The organism is Arthrobacter sp. KKT183 (assembly GCF_055657625.1).
This window is the reverse complement of sequence record NZ_CM145770.1, coordinates 2425178-2441164: the sequence shown is the minus strand read 5'-3', so window position 1 is coordinate 2441164 and position 15987 is coordinate 2425178. Positions and strand designations below refer to the sequence as shown.

Here is a 15987-nt window from a genome sequence, read left to right as displayed (position 1 = left end):
GGCGCTGGTTGTGGGGGACACACCGGTTGCGGAGACTACAGCTAGGCGGGAAGTTGTGCCCGGAGCTTCGCCGCCGCTTCCTGCGGATCATCCGCCTCGGTAATGGCCCGGACCACGACCACTCGCGCCGCGCCAGCCGCCACCACCTCTTCTACGTTCAGCAGATCGATTCCGCCAATGGCAAACCAGGGCTTCAACGCCAAACCCTCACGGGCCCGGTCCGCCTCCAGCCGCGCAGCTTCGCGCACCAGTTCGAGGCCCACGGCGGTCCGCCCGGGCTTGGTCGGCGTGGCCCAGACCGGGCCAGTACAGAAGTATCCGACGTCGTCGTTCGCTGCAGCACCGGCCACCTCCGCAGGTGAGTGCGTCGAGAGCCCTATGGTGCCGCCGTCGTGCAGGAATTGCTGCGCGAGCGCAGGAGGAAGGTCCCGCTGCCCAACATGCAGTACCGGGGCGCCGCTGACCGCGGCGATGTCTGCGCGGTCATTGACGGACCAAAGCTTCCCGTGTGCAACGGCGGACGCACGCAGCACCGAAAGCAGCTCGAGCTCCTGTGCGGCTTCCAGGGACTTGTCCCTTAATTGGATGATGTCTACGCCGCCCTCGAAGGCAGCGTCAACGAAAGCGTCGAAGTCTTTTTGCTGTGGTCTCGAATCCGTGCACAGGTAAAGGTGGGCAGCGCTCAGTTTCATACCCCTACAATAAGGGGGTACTGCGGGAGCCGTGCCGCGTCCGGGAATCACCGGTCTGCCACACGGCTGAGAGGGCGTCCGACGCCGACCGCGTTGTGAGAACAACGAACCTGATCCGGATCATGCCGGCGTAGGGAAGGACTCCTGGTGGAGAAACACGTGGACGTCGCTGTGATCGGCGGGGGCATCATTGGGCTTGGGATCGCCTGGGAAGCGATCCGCAGGGGGCATTCGGTCGCACTGGTGGACCCGGATCCCGCAACCGGCGCCACTCAGGCCGCTGCAGGCATGATCGCCCCGGCCAGCGAACTGCATTACCGCGAAGAGCACCTTCTCGAGCTCACGGTGGACTCCGCATGTCGCTACCCGGACTTCCTTTCCTCCCTCGCCTGGACGGGAATTGATCCCGGCTACCGCAAAACCGGCACCCTGGTCCTGGCGATCGACGGCGCCGACCGCACCGCACTCGCTGACCTCCGAGACGTACAGACCCACCATTCCCTGTCCGTTGAACAGGTGTCCCTCCGCGAGGCACGCCGGTCGGAGCCAATGATCGGACCAGCTGCCACCGCGGCGTTCTCCGCGCCGGACGACCACCAGGTCGATCCGCGGAAGCTGGCCGCAGCGCTGCTGGCTGCCCTCGGCGAACGCGGACGCCTGGTCCAGGCACGAGCCTCCGGCCTTGATTATGACGGCCGTCGTGTGACAGGCGCGATCCTTGAAGACGGCAGCGTCCTTCCGGCCCGCCACACTGTCGTTGCGAACGGTCTTGCGGCCGCACAACTTGCAGGGCTGCCGTGCCGGCTTCCGCTGCGGCCAATCTACGGTGACATCCTCCGTCTACGGGTACCCGCTGCACTGCAGCCGCTGCTCAGCCACACCGTTCGCGGTCTGGTGCGTGGTACGGCCGTCTATCTGGTTCCCCGCGCGGACGGAACCGTTGTACTCGGCGCAACAATGCGCGAGGACGGCAACAGCGGCGTGTCAGCAGGGGGCGTCTATCAACTGCTGCGCGACGCCCGCCAGCTCGTTCCGGCCGTTGCTGAGCTTGAACTAGAGGAAGCGCTGTGCCGCGCACGTCCCGGTACGCCGGACAACGCGCCGCTGCTCGGTATTGTCCCCGGAGCTGACGGACTGATCATTGCAACCGGCTTCTTCCGCCACGGAGTACTGCTGACGCCGGTGGCGGCCGCGCTATGCGTGGACCTGCTGGAGGGCAAACCGTGCCCGCCGGGCCTTGAGCGGTACAGGCCGGATCGTTTTGAGGAAGGACAAGCATGAACGCATTGGCCAAAACCGTCACCGTGAACGGGGTGCAATCAGCTACCCTCGCCCTGGACCTGTTGCATCTCGTGGCCGAGCTCACCAGCAGAAATCTGACACCTACCGGGCAACCGGCTGACGGGTCACGCCTTGGTGTGGCCGTGGCGGTCAACTCGGCGGTCATTCCGCGTAGCGAGTGGTCCTGCTGGGAACTGACTGAGGGCGACGACATCGAACTCGTTACTGCCGTACAGGGAGGATGACATGGACCCGAGCACAACGCTGAGCGCCGACACCCTCGTAATCGACGGAATCCCGTTGAACTCCCGGCTGATCATGGGAACCGGGGGAGCGCCCAGCATGGAGGGACTCGGTGAGGCGCTCGCTGCATCAGGGACGGAACTGACCACCGTCGCAATGCGCCGCTACACACCGGAAACAGGAGCATCGCTGTTCCAGCTCCTGCACTCGCAAGGGATGCGTATCCTGCCGAACACCGCCGGATGCTTCACTGCGCGTGAAGCCGTTCTGACTGCTGAGCTTGGCCGGGAGGCACTGGAAACCAACTGGGTCAAGCTCGAAGTCATCGCCGACGAGCACACCCTGCTGCCGGACGCCCTGGAATTGGTGGAAGCAGCCGAAACGCTGGTGTCCCGCGGGTTCACCGTCTTTGCCTACACGAACGACGATCCCGTCCTCGCCCTGCGACTTGAGCAGCTGGGTGCAGCCGTGGTCATGCCGCTGGGTGCACCGATCGGCACAGGACTGGGCATCCTGAATCCGCACAACATTGAGCTCATCGTGTCCCGCGCAGGAGTCCCCATTGTGCTCGACGCCGGAATCGGCACGGCGTCGGATGCGGCCTTCGCGATGGAGCTGGGCTGTGACGCGGTTCTCCTGGCCACAGCGGTAACCCGCGCCCAGGACCCCGTGGCAATGGCGGCCGCGTTTCGGCACGCTGTTCTGGCTGGTCGTCTGGCGTCACGGGCGGGAAGGATACCCAAACGTGAGCATGCGCTCGCTTCGTCACCACACGATGGCCGCGCTGATCTCTAGCTGCACCGATTAGCTGCACCGATTAGCTGTGCCTCTTGGCTGAATCGCCTAGCGGAAGTCAGCTGATCAGCGCCGCTTGAGAATTGCAGTCATGGCCTCTGCGTCTGCCTGCTCGCGGTGACGGCCGAACCACCAGGCGGCACACGCGGTCACGATGGTAGCTGCAACCAGCGGTAGGAGCCAGACCATCCAGAACAGATCAGGATGGTATCCCAACCCCGCGAACTGCAGAATGACCCACAGGATCAGCGCCGAGCTGAGGGAGATCCCGGGAAGCAGCAGCATTCCATATCGATGATGGCGCCGGTCAGCAAACCAGGCGAAGAAACCGATGGAGATGGTGACGCCGGTGACCACAATCACCGAAACCATGGAGGATCACTCCGGCTAGAGAGCGCCGAACCCGATGCGGCGCGACTCGCTCTCGCCAATCTCGACGTAGCCAAGAACACCGGCGGGAACGATTACCTGGCGCCCCTTGGAATCGGTCAGGCGAAGTTCTGCGCCACCGTTCATTGCTTTGCTGACCACATCGGCAACTTCGTCTGCCGTCTGGTTCGAATCGAGCACAATCTCGCGGTTGACGTTCTGAACGCCGATCTTGATCTCCACAGCTAAAGCCTTTCGTTGACGAGCAAATGACTCTCGGAGGTGCACACCCGGCGCCTCTGAACTAAGGGAAATGTAACTTACATTTCTTTGGGGAACCGACTAATTCCGCGCCAAGCTAAACGGTAGACGAGCTCACTGGCTGCATCGATGTCGAGGCTACCGTCCGTCTCCAGCCAGTATCGGGCGCTGACCTGCGCCATGCCGGCCATAGCCCGCCCAAGCAGGGTTGCCTCCAGATGGGAAAGCCTCGTGTCTCCTGAGATGACGCCGGCGATCTCGTCAGCGAAGCGTGCATTGAACGCTTCAAGGCGGCGGCTGACATCAGGGTCGTTATTGAGGTCCGATTCGAAGACGATCCGGTGAGCCTGGCTGTCCTGCGCGATGAACTGGAAGTATGCGCGCATAGTGGCGTGCACGCGCATCTTGTTGTCCGTGGTGGACCGCAACGCCTCGACCAGCAGTTCGGTCAGCGATGCTAGATGGCTTTCCAGCAGTGCAAGGTACAAGTCCCTTTTCCCGGGAAAGTGTTGGTACAGCACCGGTTTGCTGACATGCGCAACTTCGGCGATCTCATCCATTGCCGCGCCGTGGTATCCATTCGCGACGAACACCTCATGGGCGGCGCTCAGCAATTGCCGCCGCCGCTCGTCCCGCGGCAGCCGGGTGGCTTTTCCGTTTGCCGGTGCCTCTGAACTCACGTGTCTGGGCTTTCGGTTGTGTGTCTCATACGGACTTGAATCCCCAGCCGTGCAGCGGGGTTCTCCAGTCTACTGCGCAACGGGCGGCAACGGGCCCTGACGGCATCCGAGTGGGTCGTGCAGCGGACGCCGCAACAGTGTTACGCAACAGGCAGCCCGTGGGCATACATTGAAGCATGCGTCCTTTGACTCTTTCCCCCGGCCCGTTGGTGGAACCCCTTGCCGAGCTCAGCAAGGAAGAGATAGAGCGGTATTCACGTCACCTCATCCTTCCGGAGTTCGGACTTGAAGCCCAAAAGCGCCTCAAGAACGCGCGGGTCCTGGTGATTGGTGCCGGCGGCCTGGGCTCACCTGCGATCCTCTATCTTGCCGCGGCCGGAGTCGGAACGCTCGGAATTGTGGATGACGACGTCGTCGACGTCTCCAACCTGCAGCGGCAGGTAATTCACGGGGTGGGCAATGTCGGCCAGACTAAAGCGAGCTCGGCCGAGCAAAGCATCGTGGACCTCAATCCGCACGTAGCGGTGATCCGGCACGAGGTACGTCTGGACAACAGCAACGTCCTCGACATTTTTTCCGGGTATGACCTGATCCTTGACGGTACGGATAATTTCGCTACCCGCTACCTCGTCAGCGACGCCGCAGAGATCCTCGGTAAACCTTATGTCTGGGGCTCCATCCTCCGTTTCGACGGTCAGGTGAGCGTCTTCTGGGCCGAGCCGTCGGTGGGAGGCCCCAGTTATCGTGATCTCTACCCGGAAGCGCCTCCGCCGGGTGCAGTTCCATCCTGCGCTGAAGGAGGCGTGCTCGGTGTGTTGTGCGCGCAAATCGGCTCAGTGATGGTCAACGAGGCGATCAAGCTGATCACCGGGATCGGTTCAACGCTTTTGGGACGGGTACTGATTTTCAATGCACTCGACATGACGTGGCGCGAACTGCGGGTACGCAGAGATCCTTCCGCTGCGCCGATCACTGAACTCTCGGACTATGAAGCGTTCTGCGGCCTTACGCTGAACACTGAGCAGGAACCGGAAGAATTGCCCTCGATTACCGCCGCACAACTGGAGGAACTGCTGAAGGAACGTGCTGCGGGTAGGCGTGACTTCGACCTGATAGACGTGCGCGAACCGGGCGAATATGACATTGTCCGCATCGAAGGAGCCACTCTAATGCCCCAGAACCGGATCCTTTCAGGCGAGACAGAACTCGACACTGCCCGGGAAATGTATGTCCACTGCAAAGCCGGCAGCCGTTCCGCCAATGTCGTCCGGCATCTTCGCGAACAGGGTGCGGGCAGGGTCTATAACGTGGAGGGCGGAATCCTGCAGTGGGTCCATGACGTCGAACCGGAGAAACCTGTGTACTGAGCAGTATCCAGCAGTACTAAGCAGGTGCCGGAAAACTCGGGCGCCGCCCGAAACTTCAGACAGTTCCGGTGCGGGCTTCCAACTCGTGAACAGGACAGCTCTGTTCCGGCGGCGGTGCAGCGGCGTCCTCAGGTTCGATCCCGTACAGGGCCTCCAGTGCAGAGGTGTAGTCTTCCTGCCGTCCCTCCGCGGCGAGCTGCCGCGCACGAACCGTGGGAACGTGAAGGAGTTGGCGGACCATCCGGCGCAACGCAAACTCCACCTCTTCTGCTGCAGCGGTGCAGCCGTGCTGCGCACGGACACGGGCCATCTCGGCGTCGAGCACCTGTTGAGTGTGCTTGCGAAGGGCCACGATTGCAGCATCAACGGACCGCGAAGCGGCCTGTTCCTGGAAGGCCTCGGCCGCACCGGACACCAACTCACCGGCCTGGCGAAGTGATTCCGCCTGTTCTTCAGGTGCGGCCAGGCGCACCGACTCCAGCGTGATGAGTTCCACGTTCTGCACAGAAGCCACCTCGGGATCGAAGTCGTGGTTCAGTGCGAGGTCTACGATCACGAGGGTGCGGTCAACGCCTTCCCTCAGTTGCTGCATGTCGGCAGCGCTGACCCGGCGTTCACTGCCGCTGCAGCCTATGACGACATCCGCGCGAGTGAGCGCACCGGGCAGTGCTTCGTCTGAGAGGGCGGTTCCGCCGCGCGTGGCGACAAAACCCTCAGCCCGCCCCGAGGGGGAGTAGACGGAAACATCTGTGCAGCCGCGTTCGCGGAGGAGTGCCATGGTAGCTCCCGCGTAGGCGCCGGTACCAAAGACAACCACTGACTTCTCCGAGAGGTCGCGGGTACTTGAGAGGTCCGCAGCGAGGTCGAGGGCAACCGAGACAATGGAGCGTCCGCGCGCTCCGAGGGCGGTTTGCGCCCCGACATCACGGGCAGTACGGGAGGCTGCCTGGAAGAGCCGCACAAGACCGCCGCTGGCGGTTCCCGTGCTTTGGGACTCGACGAGCGCACGACGCACCTGGCCAGCTATTTCCCGTTCGCCGACGACGGCGGAATCCAGCCCTGCGCTCACGCTGAAGAGGTGGCGCGGTACATCCTGCCCGGTGAGGGTGGTGAATGATCCGGAGACCTTGCTCTTCGGCAACCCGGAGGTGTCACTGATTGCTGCAATAAGCGATGAGCGGGCTGCCTCGATATCCGCGTCAGAGGTGGCCTCGCCGTAGATTTCAAAGCGGTTACAGGTGGCAAGCGATACCGCGCCGGCAAGCGCCGGGCTGTCTTGAAGCGCGGATGAAGCAACCTGGGCGGCCCCGACGCTCAGCCGGGCGACCGTCTCCAGGTCGATATCCGAGTGGGTCGCGACCAAGGAAAAGTAATTCACAGCCATTCCAGCATAGCCAAGACGGGCATCGGGACCCTAATAGGGTTGCCTAACTCACCAAGGTCCTTACAGCGTCGGAATCCGCGCCCTTGAGCGGAAGTGAAGGCGGATGGCCGCTTCGGTTCGTCCCTGCAGGAAGGTGATTTCGACCACCAGCGAGGAACGCGGTTATCCAAGCGGGTCGAACTTCGGCAGAATCGACCCATGACCCTCAGCGCAACGCACCCCCTGACGGACGGAACGACGTCGGAGTCTCCGCTTATCCAGTCCTACCTCGGCCGGACACCGTCCCGCAGACCCGTCTGGTTCATGCGGCAGGCGGGACGCTCGTTGCCGGAGTACCGCGCGCTGCGGGAGGGCACAGCCATGCTTGACGCCTGCCTTGATCCCGCCATGGCCGCCGAGATCACCCTGCAGCCTGTGCGGCGCCATGACGTCGACGCCGCCATCTTCTTCTCCGACATCGTGATCCCGCTCAAGCTCGCGGGCGTGGACGTGGACATTGTGCCCGGTGTTGGCCCCGTTCTGGGAAGCCCCATCCGCAGCGCGGCGGACATCGCAGCGTTACCTGAACTGACGGACCGGGCACTGAATCCGATCCGGGAGGCGGTGGCCCGTACCGTCGCTGAACTGGGAAGCACGCCGCTGATCGGCTTTGCAGGCGCTCCATTCACGCTCGCTGCCTATATGGTCGAGGGCAGGCCGTCCCGCGATCACCTGGGTCCCCGCACCATGATGCACGCGGATCCCGATGCCTGGCGGGCACTCACCGAGTGGGCGGCAGACGCCTCCGGCCTGTTCCTGCGGGCGCAGCTGGAAGCCGGCGCCAGTGCCGGTCAGCTGTTCGATTCGTGGGCCGGATCGCTGGGGCTAGACGACTACGTAGAGCACGTTGCGCCGGCGTCATCCCGTGCGCTCGATCATATCCGTGACCTCGGAGCACCGCTCGTGCATTTCGGAACGGGCACCTCGGAGCTCCTGGTGGCCATGCGGGATGTCGGCGTCGATGTGGTGGGAGTGGACTACCGCCTTCCGCTCGACGAAGCCAACAGGAGACTCGGCGGAACGGTCGCGCTGCAGGGCAACATCGATCCAGCTCTCCTCTCGGCACCGTGGGAGGTACTCGAAGCGCACGTACGGGCAGTGCTGGAAGCGGGATCGTCTGCTCCCGGTCACGTGGTCAACCTCGGGCACGGCGTTCCGCCCGATGCTGACCCCGAGGTGTTGACCAGGGTAGTTTCACTCATTCATTCGGTGCCGCCGAGCCGATGAGCCGAGGGAAGCAGGTCGAGGCTGGCCCCGCTGTCGTCATCATCGGAGGCGGGATCGCCGGATTGTGCGCTGCGCGGGAACTGGTGGTGGCGGGTCTGCACGTGACCGTGCTTGAATCCTCTGCGGTGTTCGGAGGGTCCGTAGCCAGCCATGAACTGGCCGGACTAACGCTCGACGCCGGTGCGGAGTCGTTCTCGACCCGCTCCGACACTGTGCAGGCTCTGGCGCGTGAGCTCGGACTGGGCAACTTGATCCGCACCCCGAATGGGGCCGGTGCGTGGCTGTACCTGCGGTCAGCGGAGAGCGGGTCCACCGCGGTCCCGCTGCCACAATCCGGAATCCTTGGGATACCCGCGGATGTGCGCGATCCTGCGCTGCCCGGGCTGATCGGGCGTGCAGCGAGCCTCAGGGCGGGCCTGGACCGTGCGTTGCCCCTGGGCAACCTGCTGAACCAGGATCAGCTCAGCCTCGGTGCGGTGGTACGCGCCCGGATGGGGCCGGAGGTGCTGAAGCGGTTGGTGGCTCCCGTCGTCGGTGGTGTGCTCTCGGCTGATCCTGATGACCTCGATGTCGACGCGGCCGCCCCCGGATTACGGGCGATGATGCGTAAGCACGGATCGCTCGGCGCGGCAGTGGGCGCCATGCGGAAAGCTGCGCCGGCGGGCACCGCCGTCGCGGGTCTTGAGGGTGGGATGCACCAGTTGGCGTCTGCGCTGTCCCAGCGCCTGGAGCGTGACGGCGCAGTCCTTCGGGCATCGGAGCGCGTGCAGCGCGTGCAGCGCACTGCCAACGGTTGGACCGTGACCACCCGGACCGGCGCTATGCAGACCGATGCCGTGGTGGTTGCAACTGACGGTCCCACCGCCGTCGACCTGCTGACGCCGACGGTACCGGGACTGGCCGACGACCGTCCGGCTGTGGTACCGGCGGTGGCTCTGGTCAGCCTGGTGGTTGATGTGCCGGAGCTCGATGCGGCGCCGCGCGGGACGGGCGTGCTGGTAGCCAGGGATGCGCCCGGTATGCGGGCGAAGGCGTTGACTCACGCCACCGCCAAGTGGCTGTGGTTGGCCGAGCGGGCAGGCCCGGGAAGCCATGTGCTGCGCCTGTCCTTCGGTCGCGGCGCAGTTGACGACGAAGCGGCACAACAACCCGACGCTGACCTCTATCTGGCCGCCTTGCAGGATGCATCGGCGCTTCTTGGGGTCGAGATCACGCAAGCGGACGTCGTCGACTGGGATGTGGTGCGTTGGACCAACGCACTGCCGCACGCCACGCTGGGGCACCGGGACCGGGTTGCCCGCATTCGCGCTGCGGCAGCCGCTGAGCCCGGGCTTGAACTCACCGGTGCATGGCTTGCGGGCACGGGGCTGGTAGCGGTGATCGACAATGCCCGTGACCGCGGGGCTGCACTGGCCAGGCGCCTGCTCGCGGATCGTTGACACCCGGCGTTGTGAGATTGGTAACCTTCTACTGACTGTAGAACTCTCTAATTTTTATTTGCCTGTTGACAGGAGCAGACTGGATCCATGAGCGAAAATGCGGGCTATAACCACGTGCAGAGTACCTCCGCCAGCCACACGTCGCAGAGCGGTGAGGACACTGGAACGGATCAGTTCTACACGCTCTGGACAGTCTTCAAGCGGTCGGCCGGGGCTCCGGACAACGGCGCAGCGCTCGAAACTGCCACTTCCGAACTCGAGGCAGCAGGCGTCAGCGTCCGCGGCTTCTATGACGTCTCCGCCATGCGTGCAGACGCAGACATCATGATCTGGCTCCACGGTTCCCAGGCGGAGGATCTCCAGAGCGCCGTCCGTACCCTCCGTCGGACGGCAACCCTCGCCGGTGCAGACATCGCGTGGTCCGCCATGGGCGTACACCGTGATGCCGAGTTCTCCAAGAGCCATTCGCCCGCGTTTGCCCGCGGAGTGGCGCCGGCGGAATGGGTCTGTGTCTATCCCTTTGTGCGGTCCTATGACTGGTACATCCTTCCCAGCGAGGAACGCCGCGAAATGCTCTACGACCACGGCATGAAGGGGCGCAAGTTCCCCCAGGTGCTCTCTAACACGGTGTCCTCGTTTGCCCTTGGCGACTGGGAATGGATTCTGGCCCTGGAAGCTCCCGAGCTCGTGGATCTGGTGGATCTCATGCGCCACTTGCGGGAAACCGAAGCCCGGCGGCATGTCCGCGAAGAAGTTCCGTTCTACACGGGCCGGCGGATCAACGCCCGGGAAGTAGCAGAGGTACTCCGATGAGCACGTCCACGTTCAATCCACTTGACGGCGTCGATGAAAACGGACGGATGGCACCGAAGAATTACGACGCGATCGTGCTTGCGTCCTTTGGCGGCCCCGAAGGCCAGGATGATGTCATTCCCTTCCTCCGCAACGTCACCCGCGGCCGCGGCATCCCCGACGAGCGTCTGGAAGAGGTCTCGCACCACTACCGGGCCAACGGCGGCATTAGTCCGATCAACCAGCAGAACCGCGAACTGAAGGCCGCGATGGAGGCAGAGCTTGCCCGCCGCGGCATTGACCTGCCGGTGCTGTGGGGCAACCGGAACTGGGCCCCCTTCATTGCGGACACCCTGAAGGAAGCGTACGACGCCGGTCACCGCCGCATCCTGGCCGTCACCACCAGTGCATACTCCTGCTACTCCAGCTGCCGGCAGTACCGGGAGGACCTCGGTATGGCGCTGGTTCAAACTGGGCTGGCCGGCCGGCTTGAAGTGGACAAGGTCCGCCAGTACTTCGATCACCCCGGGTTTGTGGAGCCGTTCGTCGAGGGAGTCACCCGCGGGTTGAAGTCCGTTCAGGAACGCCTCGCCGCAGACGGCGAGTCCGGGGCTCCGGTGCATATCATGTTCGCCACCCACTCCATTCCCACCGCTGACGCCGAAGCCGCCGGCCCCCGGAACGAAGCCGGCGGGCCGGTCCTCGATGAGGGCGCCTACGTTGCCCAGCACCTTGCCACTGCGCAGGCTGTACTAGACCGCGTGCCGGCGGCGGCAGATTCCGAATGGTCGCTCGTGTACCAGTCGCGATCGGGGGCACCGCACGTGCCATGGCTGGAGCCGGACATCAACGACGCCCTGGGTGACCTCGCGGCCACCGGTGTCAAGGGTGTTGTCATCGTGCCGCTGGGATTCGTGAGTGACCACATGGAGGTTGTCTGGGACCTTGATACCGAGGCGATGGAAACCTGCGCGGAACTGGGTTTGGTAGCCGAGCGCGTTCCGACGCCCGGCACGCATGCGAAATTCGTCAGCGGCCTCATTAACCTGGTCAGCGAGCGCACCGCGGACAACACCATCATCGAGCGGCCTTCCACCACGGACCTTGGTCCCTGGTATGACGTCTGCAGGCCCAACTGCTGCGCAAACCGCAGGGGAGAGAAGCCCACTGTCGCCGGTGCCGATTCCACCGTCGGGGTCCCGGGAGCAAAACAGGCATGACCCCGGCCGTGCGGGTAGGAACCCGTGCCAGTGCGCTCGCGCTGACGCAGACCACGACGGTGGCGGAATCGCTCGCAGCTCTGGGCGAATTCGGCTACGAGCTCGTGCGCGTGAGCACCACCGGCGACGTCAACCGTGCGTCCCTGTCCCAGATCGGCGGCACCGGTGTCTTTGTGGCAGCCCTTCGCGAGGCACTGCTGGATGACAACTGCGACGTCGCGGTCCATTCCCTCAAGGATCTACCGACAGGGGAAGCCGAAGGCCTTACCGTTGCGGCTGTCCCCGAACGCGCCGATATCCGGGATGCACTGTGCGCCCGCGACGGACTGACACTGGCCGGGCTGCCCGAAGGCTCCAGTGTAGGGACCGGTTCTCCGCGACGCGCTGCACAGCTCAGGGCTGCCCGTCCTGACCTCTCCATCATCGATATCCGCGGCAATGTGGATACCCGTCTGGCCCGGGTCGCCGGCCTGGTGGATGGCGGACCGGGGGACCTCGACGCCGTGGTGCTGGCCGCTGCGGGCCTGACGCGCCTCGGCCGCCAGGGGCTCATCACGGAGTATCTGGCGACCGAATTGATGCTGCCCGCGCCGGGGCAGGGCGCACTGGCTGTCGAATGCCGCTCCGACGACGCCGGTGCCTCCGTTTTCGCCCAGGCTCTCCGGCAGTATGATCACTTACCCACCCGACTCGCCGTTACGGCTGAACGGGCGGTTCTGCGCAGGCTCGAAGCCGGCTGCACGGCTCCTATCGGCGCCCATGCCACAGTGACTGACGACGTGCTGACCCTGGAAGCTGTGGTGTGCAGCGCAGACGGCGGCCGCTTGCTGCGCCGCACAGAAATCACCGCGGACCTTTCAGTGGGTGGAGCAACCAGCGCCGGCGTCGTGCTGGCCGAAGAACTGCTCGCGAACGGTGCGGCGGAAATTGCCGGGCTCAGCGCGGATCTATGACCGTCGGTCGCACTAACGGTGATCTGTCAGGACTGACCGTCGCGCTGCTCCGGAGTGCGGATCGGGGTGCCGCAATGGCAGCGGAACTGACCCGGCGTGGCGCAAAGACGCTGTTGGTTCCGCTGATCGACTGGGAACTTCCCGCAGATACCGCTGAGCTGGACCGGTTCCTGGATGCTGCAGATTCCTACGATTGGCTGGTGCTCACGAGCGTTACAACCGTGCGCGTTCTAGCGCAGCGGGCACGCGTTCGGCGGGTTTCCCTGTCATCGCTCATCGGTTCCGTAAAGGTAGCCGCCGTTGGAGCCGCTACCGGTGCTGCGCTCGCGGAACTCGGAGTGAACGTTCAGCTGACCCCAGAGGAGGACCAATCTGCTGAAGGGCTTCTGGCAGAACTGCCTGCGCAGCCGGCTCGTGCCCTGCTGCCCCAATCGGATCTTGCCGCCGACACGCTGCGGGCAGGCCTGGCCGGCCGCGGCTGGATGATCGACGCGGTCACCGCCTACGTCACTGTCGGTTATCCCGCTGCTGCCGAACGGCGGGTCAGTGCCGTCAACGACGGTGCTGACACCGGCGACTCGGTCGACGGCGATACCGTCAACGCCAACCCCGGCGAGCCGGCAGGAACGGTCACGCAAAAGGAATTGTTGGGCGACCTTCGGCAGGGAAGAATCGACGTCGTCGTTCTCACGTCACCCAGCATCGCGGCCCGGCTGCATGCCATGATGGAATCGCTGCCCGGCACCGTGGCAACGGTCGCCATCGGGCGCCGCACGGAGCGGGACGCGTCAGCGCTGGGAATGCGGATCGACGCAACAGCATCCGCCCCCAGCCCGGCAGGAATTGCAGATGCGGTGAGCACCGCCGTCGTCAATCATCGGAAGAGGAACTAACGCATGAGCTTCCCTCAACACCGGCCCCGCCGGCTGCGCTCCACCCCGGCAATCCGCCGGCTGACGGCGGAGAACCGGCTCAGTCCGGCAGAGCTGGTTCTGCCGGCATTCATCCGTGAAGGACTGACCGAGCCCGTCCCTATCAGTTCGATGCCGGGAGTGGTTCAACACAGCTCGGCCACCCTGAAGCGTGCTGCAGCGGAAGCCGCCGGGCTTGGCATCGGAGGCATCATGCTCTTCGGCATTCCTGCGCACCGTGACGCGACAGGGAGCGCGGGAATCGATCCCGACGGCGTCCTCAACCGCGCCATCGCTGATGTCCGCTCTGAAGTGGGGGATGCCCTCGTCATCATGAGCGATGTGTGCCTGGATGAGTTCACCGACCACGGCCACTGCGGTGTGCTGGCGGACGACGGTGCCGTGGACAATGACGCAACGCTGGAACTCTATGCGCAGATGGCGGTTGCCCAGGCCAACGCGGGCGCGCACGTGCTCGGCCCGTCCGGGATGATGGACGGCCAGGTGGGTGTCATCCGCCGCGCCCTTGATGATGCCGGTCATCCGGAGATCTCCGTGCTGGCTTATGCGGCCAAGTACGCTTCCGCGTTCTACGGTCCTTTCCGGGAGGCTGTGGACTCGCAGCTGACCGGTGACCGCCGGACGTACCAGATGGATGCGGCCAACCGCCGGGAAGCGCTTCACGAGGTGCAACTGGATCTCGAGGAAGGCGCTGACATGGTGATGGTCAAGCCGGCAATGAGCTACCTCGATATCGTCGCGGACGTGGCTGCTATGTCGCCGGTTCCGGTTGCCGCTTACCAGATCTCGGGCGAATACGCCATGATCGAGGCTGCTGCCGCGAACGGCTGGATTGACCGTCGTCGTTCCATTGAGGAGTCAGTGCTCGGTATCAAGCGTGCGGGAGCGCAGATCATCCTCACGTACTGGGCCACCGAGCTCGCCACCTGGCTGAAGGAGAGCAAGTAAATGACACACTCCGAGGATCTCTTCGCGCGGGCACAGACGCTCATGCCCGGCGGGGTGAATTCGCCGGTGCGGGCCTTCGGCTCCGTGGGCGGCACTCCCCGCTTCCTCGTGTCGGCACAGGGTCCATACGTGACCGACGCCGACGACCGCCGGTACGTTGACCTGGTGTGCTCCTGGGGGCCGGCGCTGCTCGGGCATGCCCATGCCGCGGTGTTGGACGCAGTCCATCAGGCGGCTGATCGCGGGCTGTCCTTCGGCGCGTCCACGCCGGCTGAAGCCGAATTGGCGCAGCTGGTGCGGGACCGGGTGTCCGCCGTCGAACGCATCCGTATGGTTTCCACCGGCACTGAAGCGACCATGACCGCGGTCCGCCTGGCGCGCGGGTTCACGGGCCGCAACCTCATTGTGAAGTTTGCCGGCTGTTATCACGGTCACCTGGACGGGCTGCTCGCGGCCGCCGGGTCGGGGGTTGCGACACTGGCACTCCCGGGATCCGCCGGCGTGACGGACGCGACTGCAGCCGAGACGCTTGTGCTGCCGTACAACGATGTTGAGGCGGTGGAAGCCGCTTTTGCCGAGCACGGAGCTTCCATCGCGGCGGTCATCACCGAAGCTGCCCCGGCCAACATGGGCGTAGTCGAACCCGCCCCCGGCTTCAATGCGGCGCTGTCCAGGATCACCGCAGAGTACGGTGCGCTCTTCATCATGGACGAGGTCCTCACGGGCTTCCGAGTGGGTCCAGGCGGCTACTGGGGCCTTGTCGGCGAGGGCGAGGGGTGGTCCCCGGACCTGCTGACATTCGGCAAGGTGATCGGTGGCGGGCTTCCTGCCGCTGCGCTCGGTGGCCGGGCAGACGTCATGGAATACCTGGCGCCGCTGGGACCGGTCTATCAGGCGGGCACACTCTCCGGGAACCCGCTGGCCATGGCGGCAGGAGTTGCCCAGTTGACCCACGCAACCGACGAGGTCTACCGGCACATCGACGCCCGCTCCCTGGAGCTCTCCGCCGCGGTATCGGAGGAACTGTCCCGGGCCGGCGTCGACCATTCAGTCCAGCGTGCCGGGAACCTGTTCAGCATCGCCTTTGGGACGTCCGAGCGCGGCGTGGTGAACTACGCCGACGCCCAGGCGCAGGAAACGTTCCGGTATGCGCCGTTCTTCCACTCCATGCTTGAATCCGGCGTCTACCTCCCGCCGTCGGTGTTCGAAGCGTGGTTCCTTTCCTCGGCCCACGACGACGCCGCGATGGAACTCATTGTGTCGGCGCTGCCGGCCGCCGCGCGCGCCGCAGCTGCCGCAGGAGCGACGCCCCCGGGCGTCTAGCTTTCACGCGGTCTTCATCCAGGGCGCAGGAATGGCCGGTCG

Annotated in this window: 17 protein-coding genes; 12 read left to right on the top strand and 5 right to left on the bottom strand. The window is 64.7% G+C overall.

The features are described from left to right. Positions 1 to 41 precede the first annotated feature (41 nt). The gene (thiE, locus tag ACZ2GY_RS11555; RefSeq protein ID WP_277357630.1) at positions 42 to 692 is read right to left on the bottom strand and encodes a thiamine phosphate synthase; all 651 of its coding nucleotides are present in this window, start codon (positions 690 to 692) and stop codon (positions 42 to 44) included. Positions 693 to 839: 147 nt separating this feature from the next. On the opposite strand from thiE, the gene thiO reads away from it, so the two are divergent. Genes thiO through ACZ2GY_RS11540 form a run of 3 tightly spaced genes read left to right on the top strand, consistent with a single transcriptional unit; the run spans position 840 to position 3011 of the window. Continuing rightward, the gene (thiO, locus tag ACZ2GY_RS11550) at positions 840 to 1973 is read left to right on the top strand and encodes a glycine oxidase ThiO (RefSeq protein WP_277357629.1); all 1134 of its coding nucleotides are present in this window, start codon (positions 840 to 842) and stop codon (positions 1971 to 1973) included. Continuing rightward, positions 1970 to 2218: a sulfur carrier protein ThiS gene (gene thiS / locus ACZ2GY_RS11545; RefSeq protein WP_471671941.1), complete on the top strand. Its 249-nt coding sequence runs from the start codon at positions 1970 to 1972 to the stop codon at positions 2216 to 2218. The genes thiO and thiS overlap by 4 nt, the downstream gene beginning before the upstream one ends. 1 nt (position 2219) lies before the next feature. Then, positions 2220 to 3011, top strand: a complete 792-nt coding sequence (locus ACZ2GY_RS11540; RefSeq protein WP_346027116.1) for a thiazole synthase — start codon at positions 2220 to 2222, stop codon at positions 3009 to 3011. Positions 3012 to 3077: 66 nt separating this feature from the next. On the opposite strand, the gene ACZ2GY_RS11535 is transcribed toward ACZ2GY_RS11540, so the two are convergent. From ACZ2GY_RS11535 to ACZ2GY_RS11525, 3 genes are all read right to left on the bottom strand, one after another. After that, positions 3078 to 3383, bottom strand: coding sequence for a hypothetical protein (locus tag ACZ2GY_RS11535; RefSeq protein WP_471671940.1), 306 nt, complete (start codon positions 3381 to 3383; stop codon positions 3078 to 3080). Positions 3384 to 3398: 15 nt separating this feature from the next. Then, a complete protein-coding gene (locus ACZ2GY_RS11530; protein WP_056549637.1) occupies positions 3399 to 3623 on the bottom strand; it encodes a DUF3107 domain-containing protein in 225 nt (74 codons plus the stop codon). Between the two features lie 77 nt (positions 3624 to 3700). Then, positions 3701 to 4321 carry a TetR/AcrR family transcriptional regulator gene (locus ACZ2GY_RS11525; RefSeq protein ID WP_056549639.1) on the bottom strand — a complete coding sequence of 207 codons (621 nt, stop codon included), beginning with the start codon at positions 4319 to 4321 and terminating at the stop codon, positions 3701 to 3703. Positions 4322 to 4506: 185 nt separating this feature from the next. Between ACZ2GY_RS11525 and moeB the strand changes: the two genes are divergently transcribed. Next, positions 4507 to 5688 (top strand): molybdopterin-synthase adenylyltransferase MoeB, encoded by a 1182-nt coding sequence (moeB, locus tag ACZ2GY_RS11520; protein ID WP_471671939.1) that lies wholly within the window; start codon positions 4507 to 4509, stop codon positions 5686 to 5688. A 55-nt stretch (positions 5689 to 5743) separates the two neighbouring features. Here moeB and ACZ2GY_RS11515 read toward each other — a convergent pair whose 3' ends face one another. Further along, positions 5744 to 7072, bottom strand: coding sequence for a glutamyl-tRNA reductase (locus ACZ2GY_RS11515; RefSeq protein ID WP_277357624.1), 1329 nt, complete (start codon positions 7070 to 7072; stop codon positions 5744 to 5746). Positions 7073 to 7270: 198 nt separating this feature from the next. On the opposite strand from ACZ2GY_RS11515, the gene hemE reads away from it, so the two are divergent. From hemE to hemL, 8 genes are all read left to right on the top strand, one after another. Continuing rightward, positions 7271 to 8338 (top strand): uroporphyrinogen decarboxylase, encoded by a 1068-nt coding sequence (gene hemE, locus ACZ2GY_RS11510; RefSeq protein WP_277357623.1) that lies wholly within the window; start codon positions 7271 to 7273, stop codon positions 8336 to 8338. Continuing rightward, complete coding sequence (gene hemG / locus ACZ2GY_RS11505) at positions 8335 to 9777, top strand: protoporphyrinogen oxidase (protein ID WP_471671938.1); 1443 nt, start codon at positions 8335 to 8337, stop codon at positions 9775 to 9777. The genes hemE and hemG overlap by 4 nt, the downstream gene beginning before the upstream one ends. Before the next feature lie 87 nt (positions 9778 to 9864). After that, the gene (hemQ, locus tag ACZ2GY_RS11500; protein ID WP_346027111.1) at positions 9865 to 10590 is read left to right on the top strand and encodes a hydrogen peroxide-dependent heme synthase; all 726 of its coding nucleotides are present in this window, start codon (positions 9865 to 9867) and stop codon (positions 10588 to 10590) included. Next, on the top strand, positions 10587 to 11789 hold the full coding sequence (locus tag ACZ2GY_RS11495) for a ferrochelatase (protein ID WP_471671937.1): 1203 nt from the start codon (positions 10587 to 10589) through the stop codon (positions 11787 to 11789). The genes hemQ and ACZ2GY_RS11495 overlap by 4 nt, the downstream gene beginning before the upstream one ends. Next, positions 11786 to 12742, top strand: a complete 957-nt coding sequence (gene hemC / locus ACZ2GY_RS11490) for a hydroxymethylbilane synthase (RefSeq protein ID WP_346027109.1) — start codon at positions 11786 to 11788, stop codon at positions 12740 to 12742. The genes ACZ2GY_RS11495 and hemC overlap by 4 nt, the downstream gene beginning before the upstream one ends. Positions 12743 to 12816: 74 nt before the next feature. After that, entirely contained in the window at positions 12817 to 13635 is an 819-nt protein-coding gene (locus tag ACZ2GY_RS11485) for a uroporphyrinogen-III synthase (RefSeq protein ID WP_471671936.1), read from the top strand. Positions 13636 to 13638: 3 nt separating this feature from the next. Continuing rightward, positions 13639 to 14622 carry a porphobilinogen synthase gene (hemB, locus tag ACZ2GY_RS11480; RefSeq protein WP_346027107.1) on the top strand — a complete coding sequence of 328 codons (984 nt, stop codon included), beginning with the start codon at positions 13639 to 13641 and terminating at the stop codon, positions 14620 to 14622. After that, a complete protein-coding gene (gene hemL, locus ACZ2GY_RS11475) occupies positions 14623 to 15945 on the top strand; it encodes a glutamate-1-semialdehyde 2,1-aminomutase (RefSeq protein WP_471671935.1) in 1323 nt (440 codons plus the stop codon). Positions 15946 to 15987: the final 42 nt, after the last annotated feature.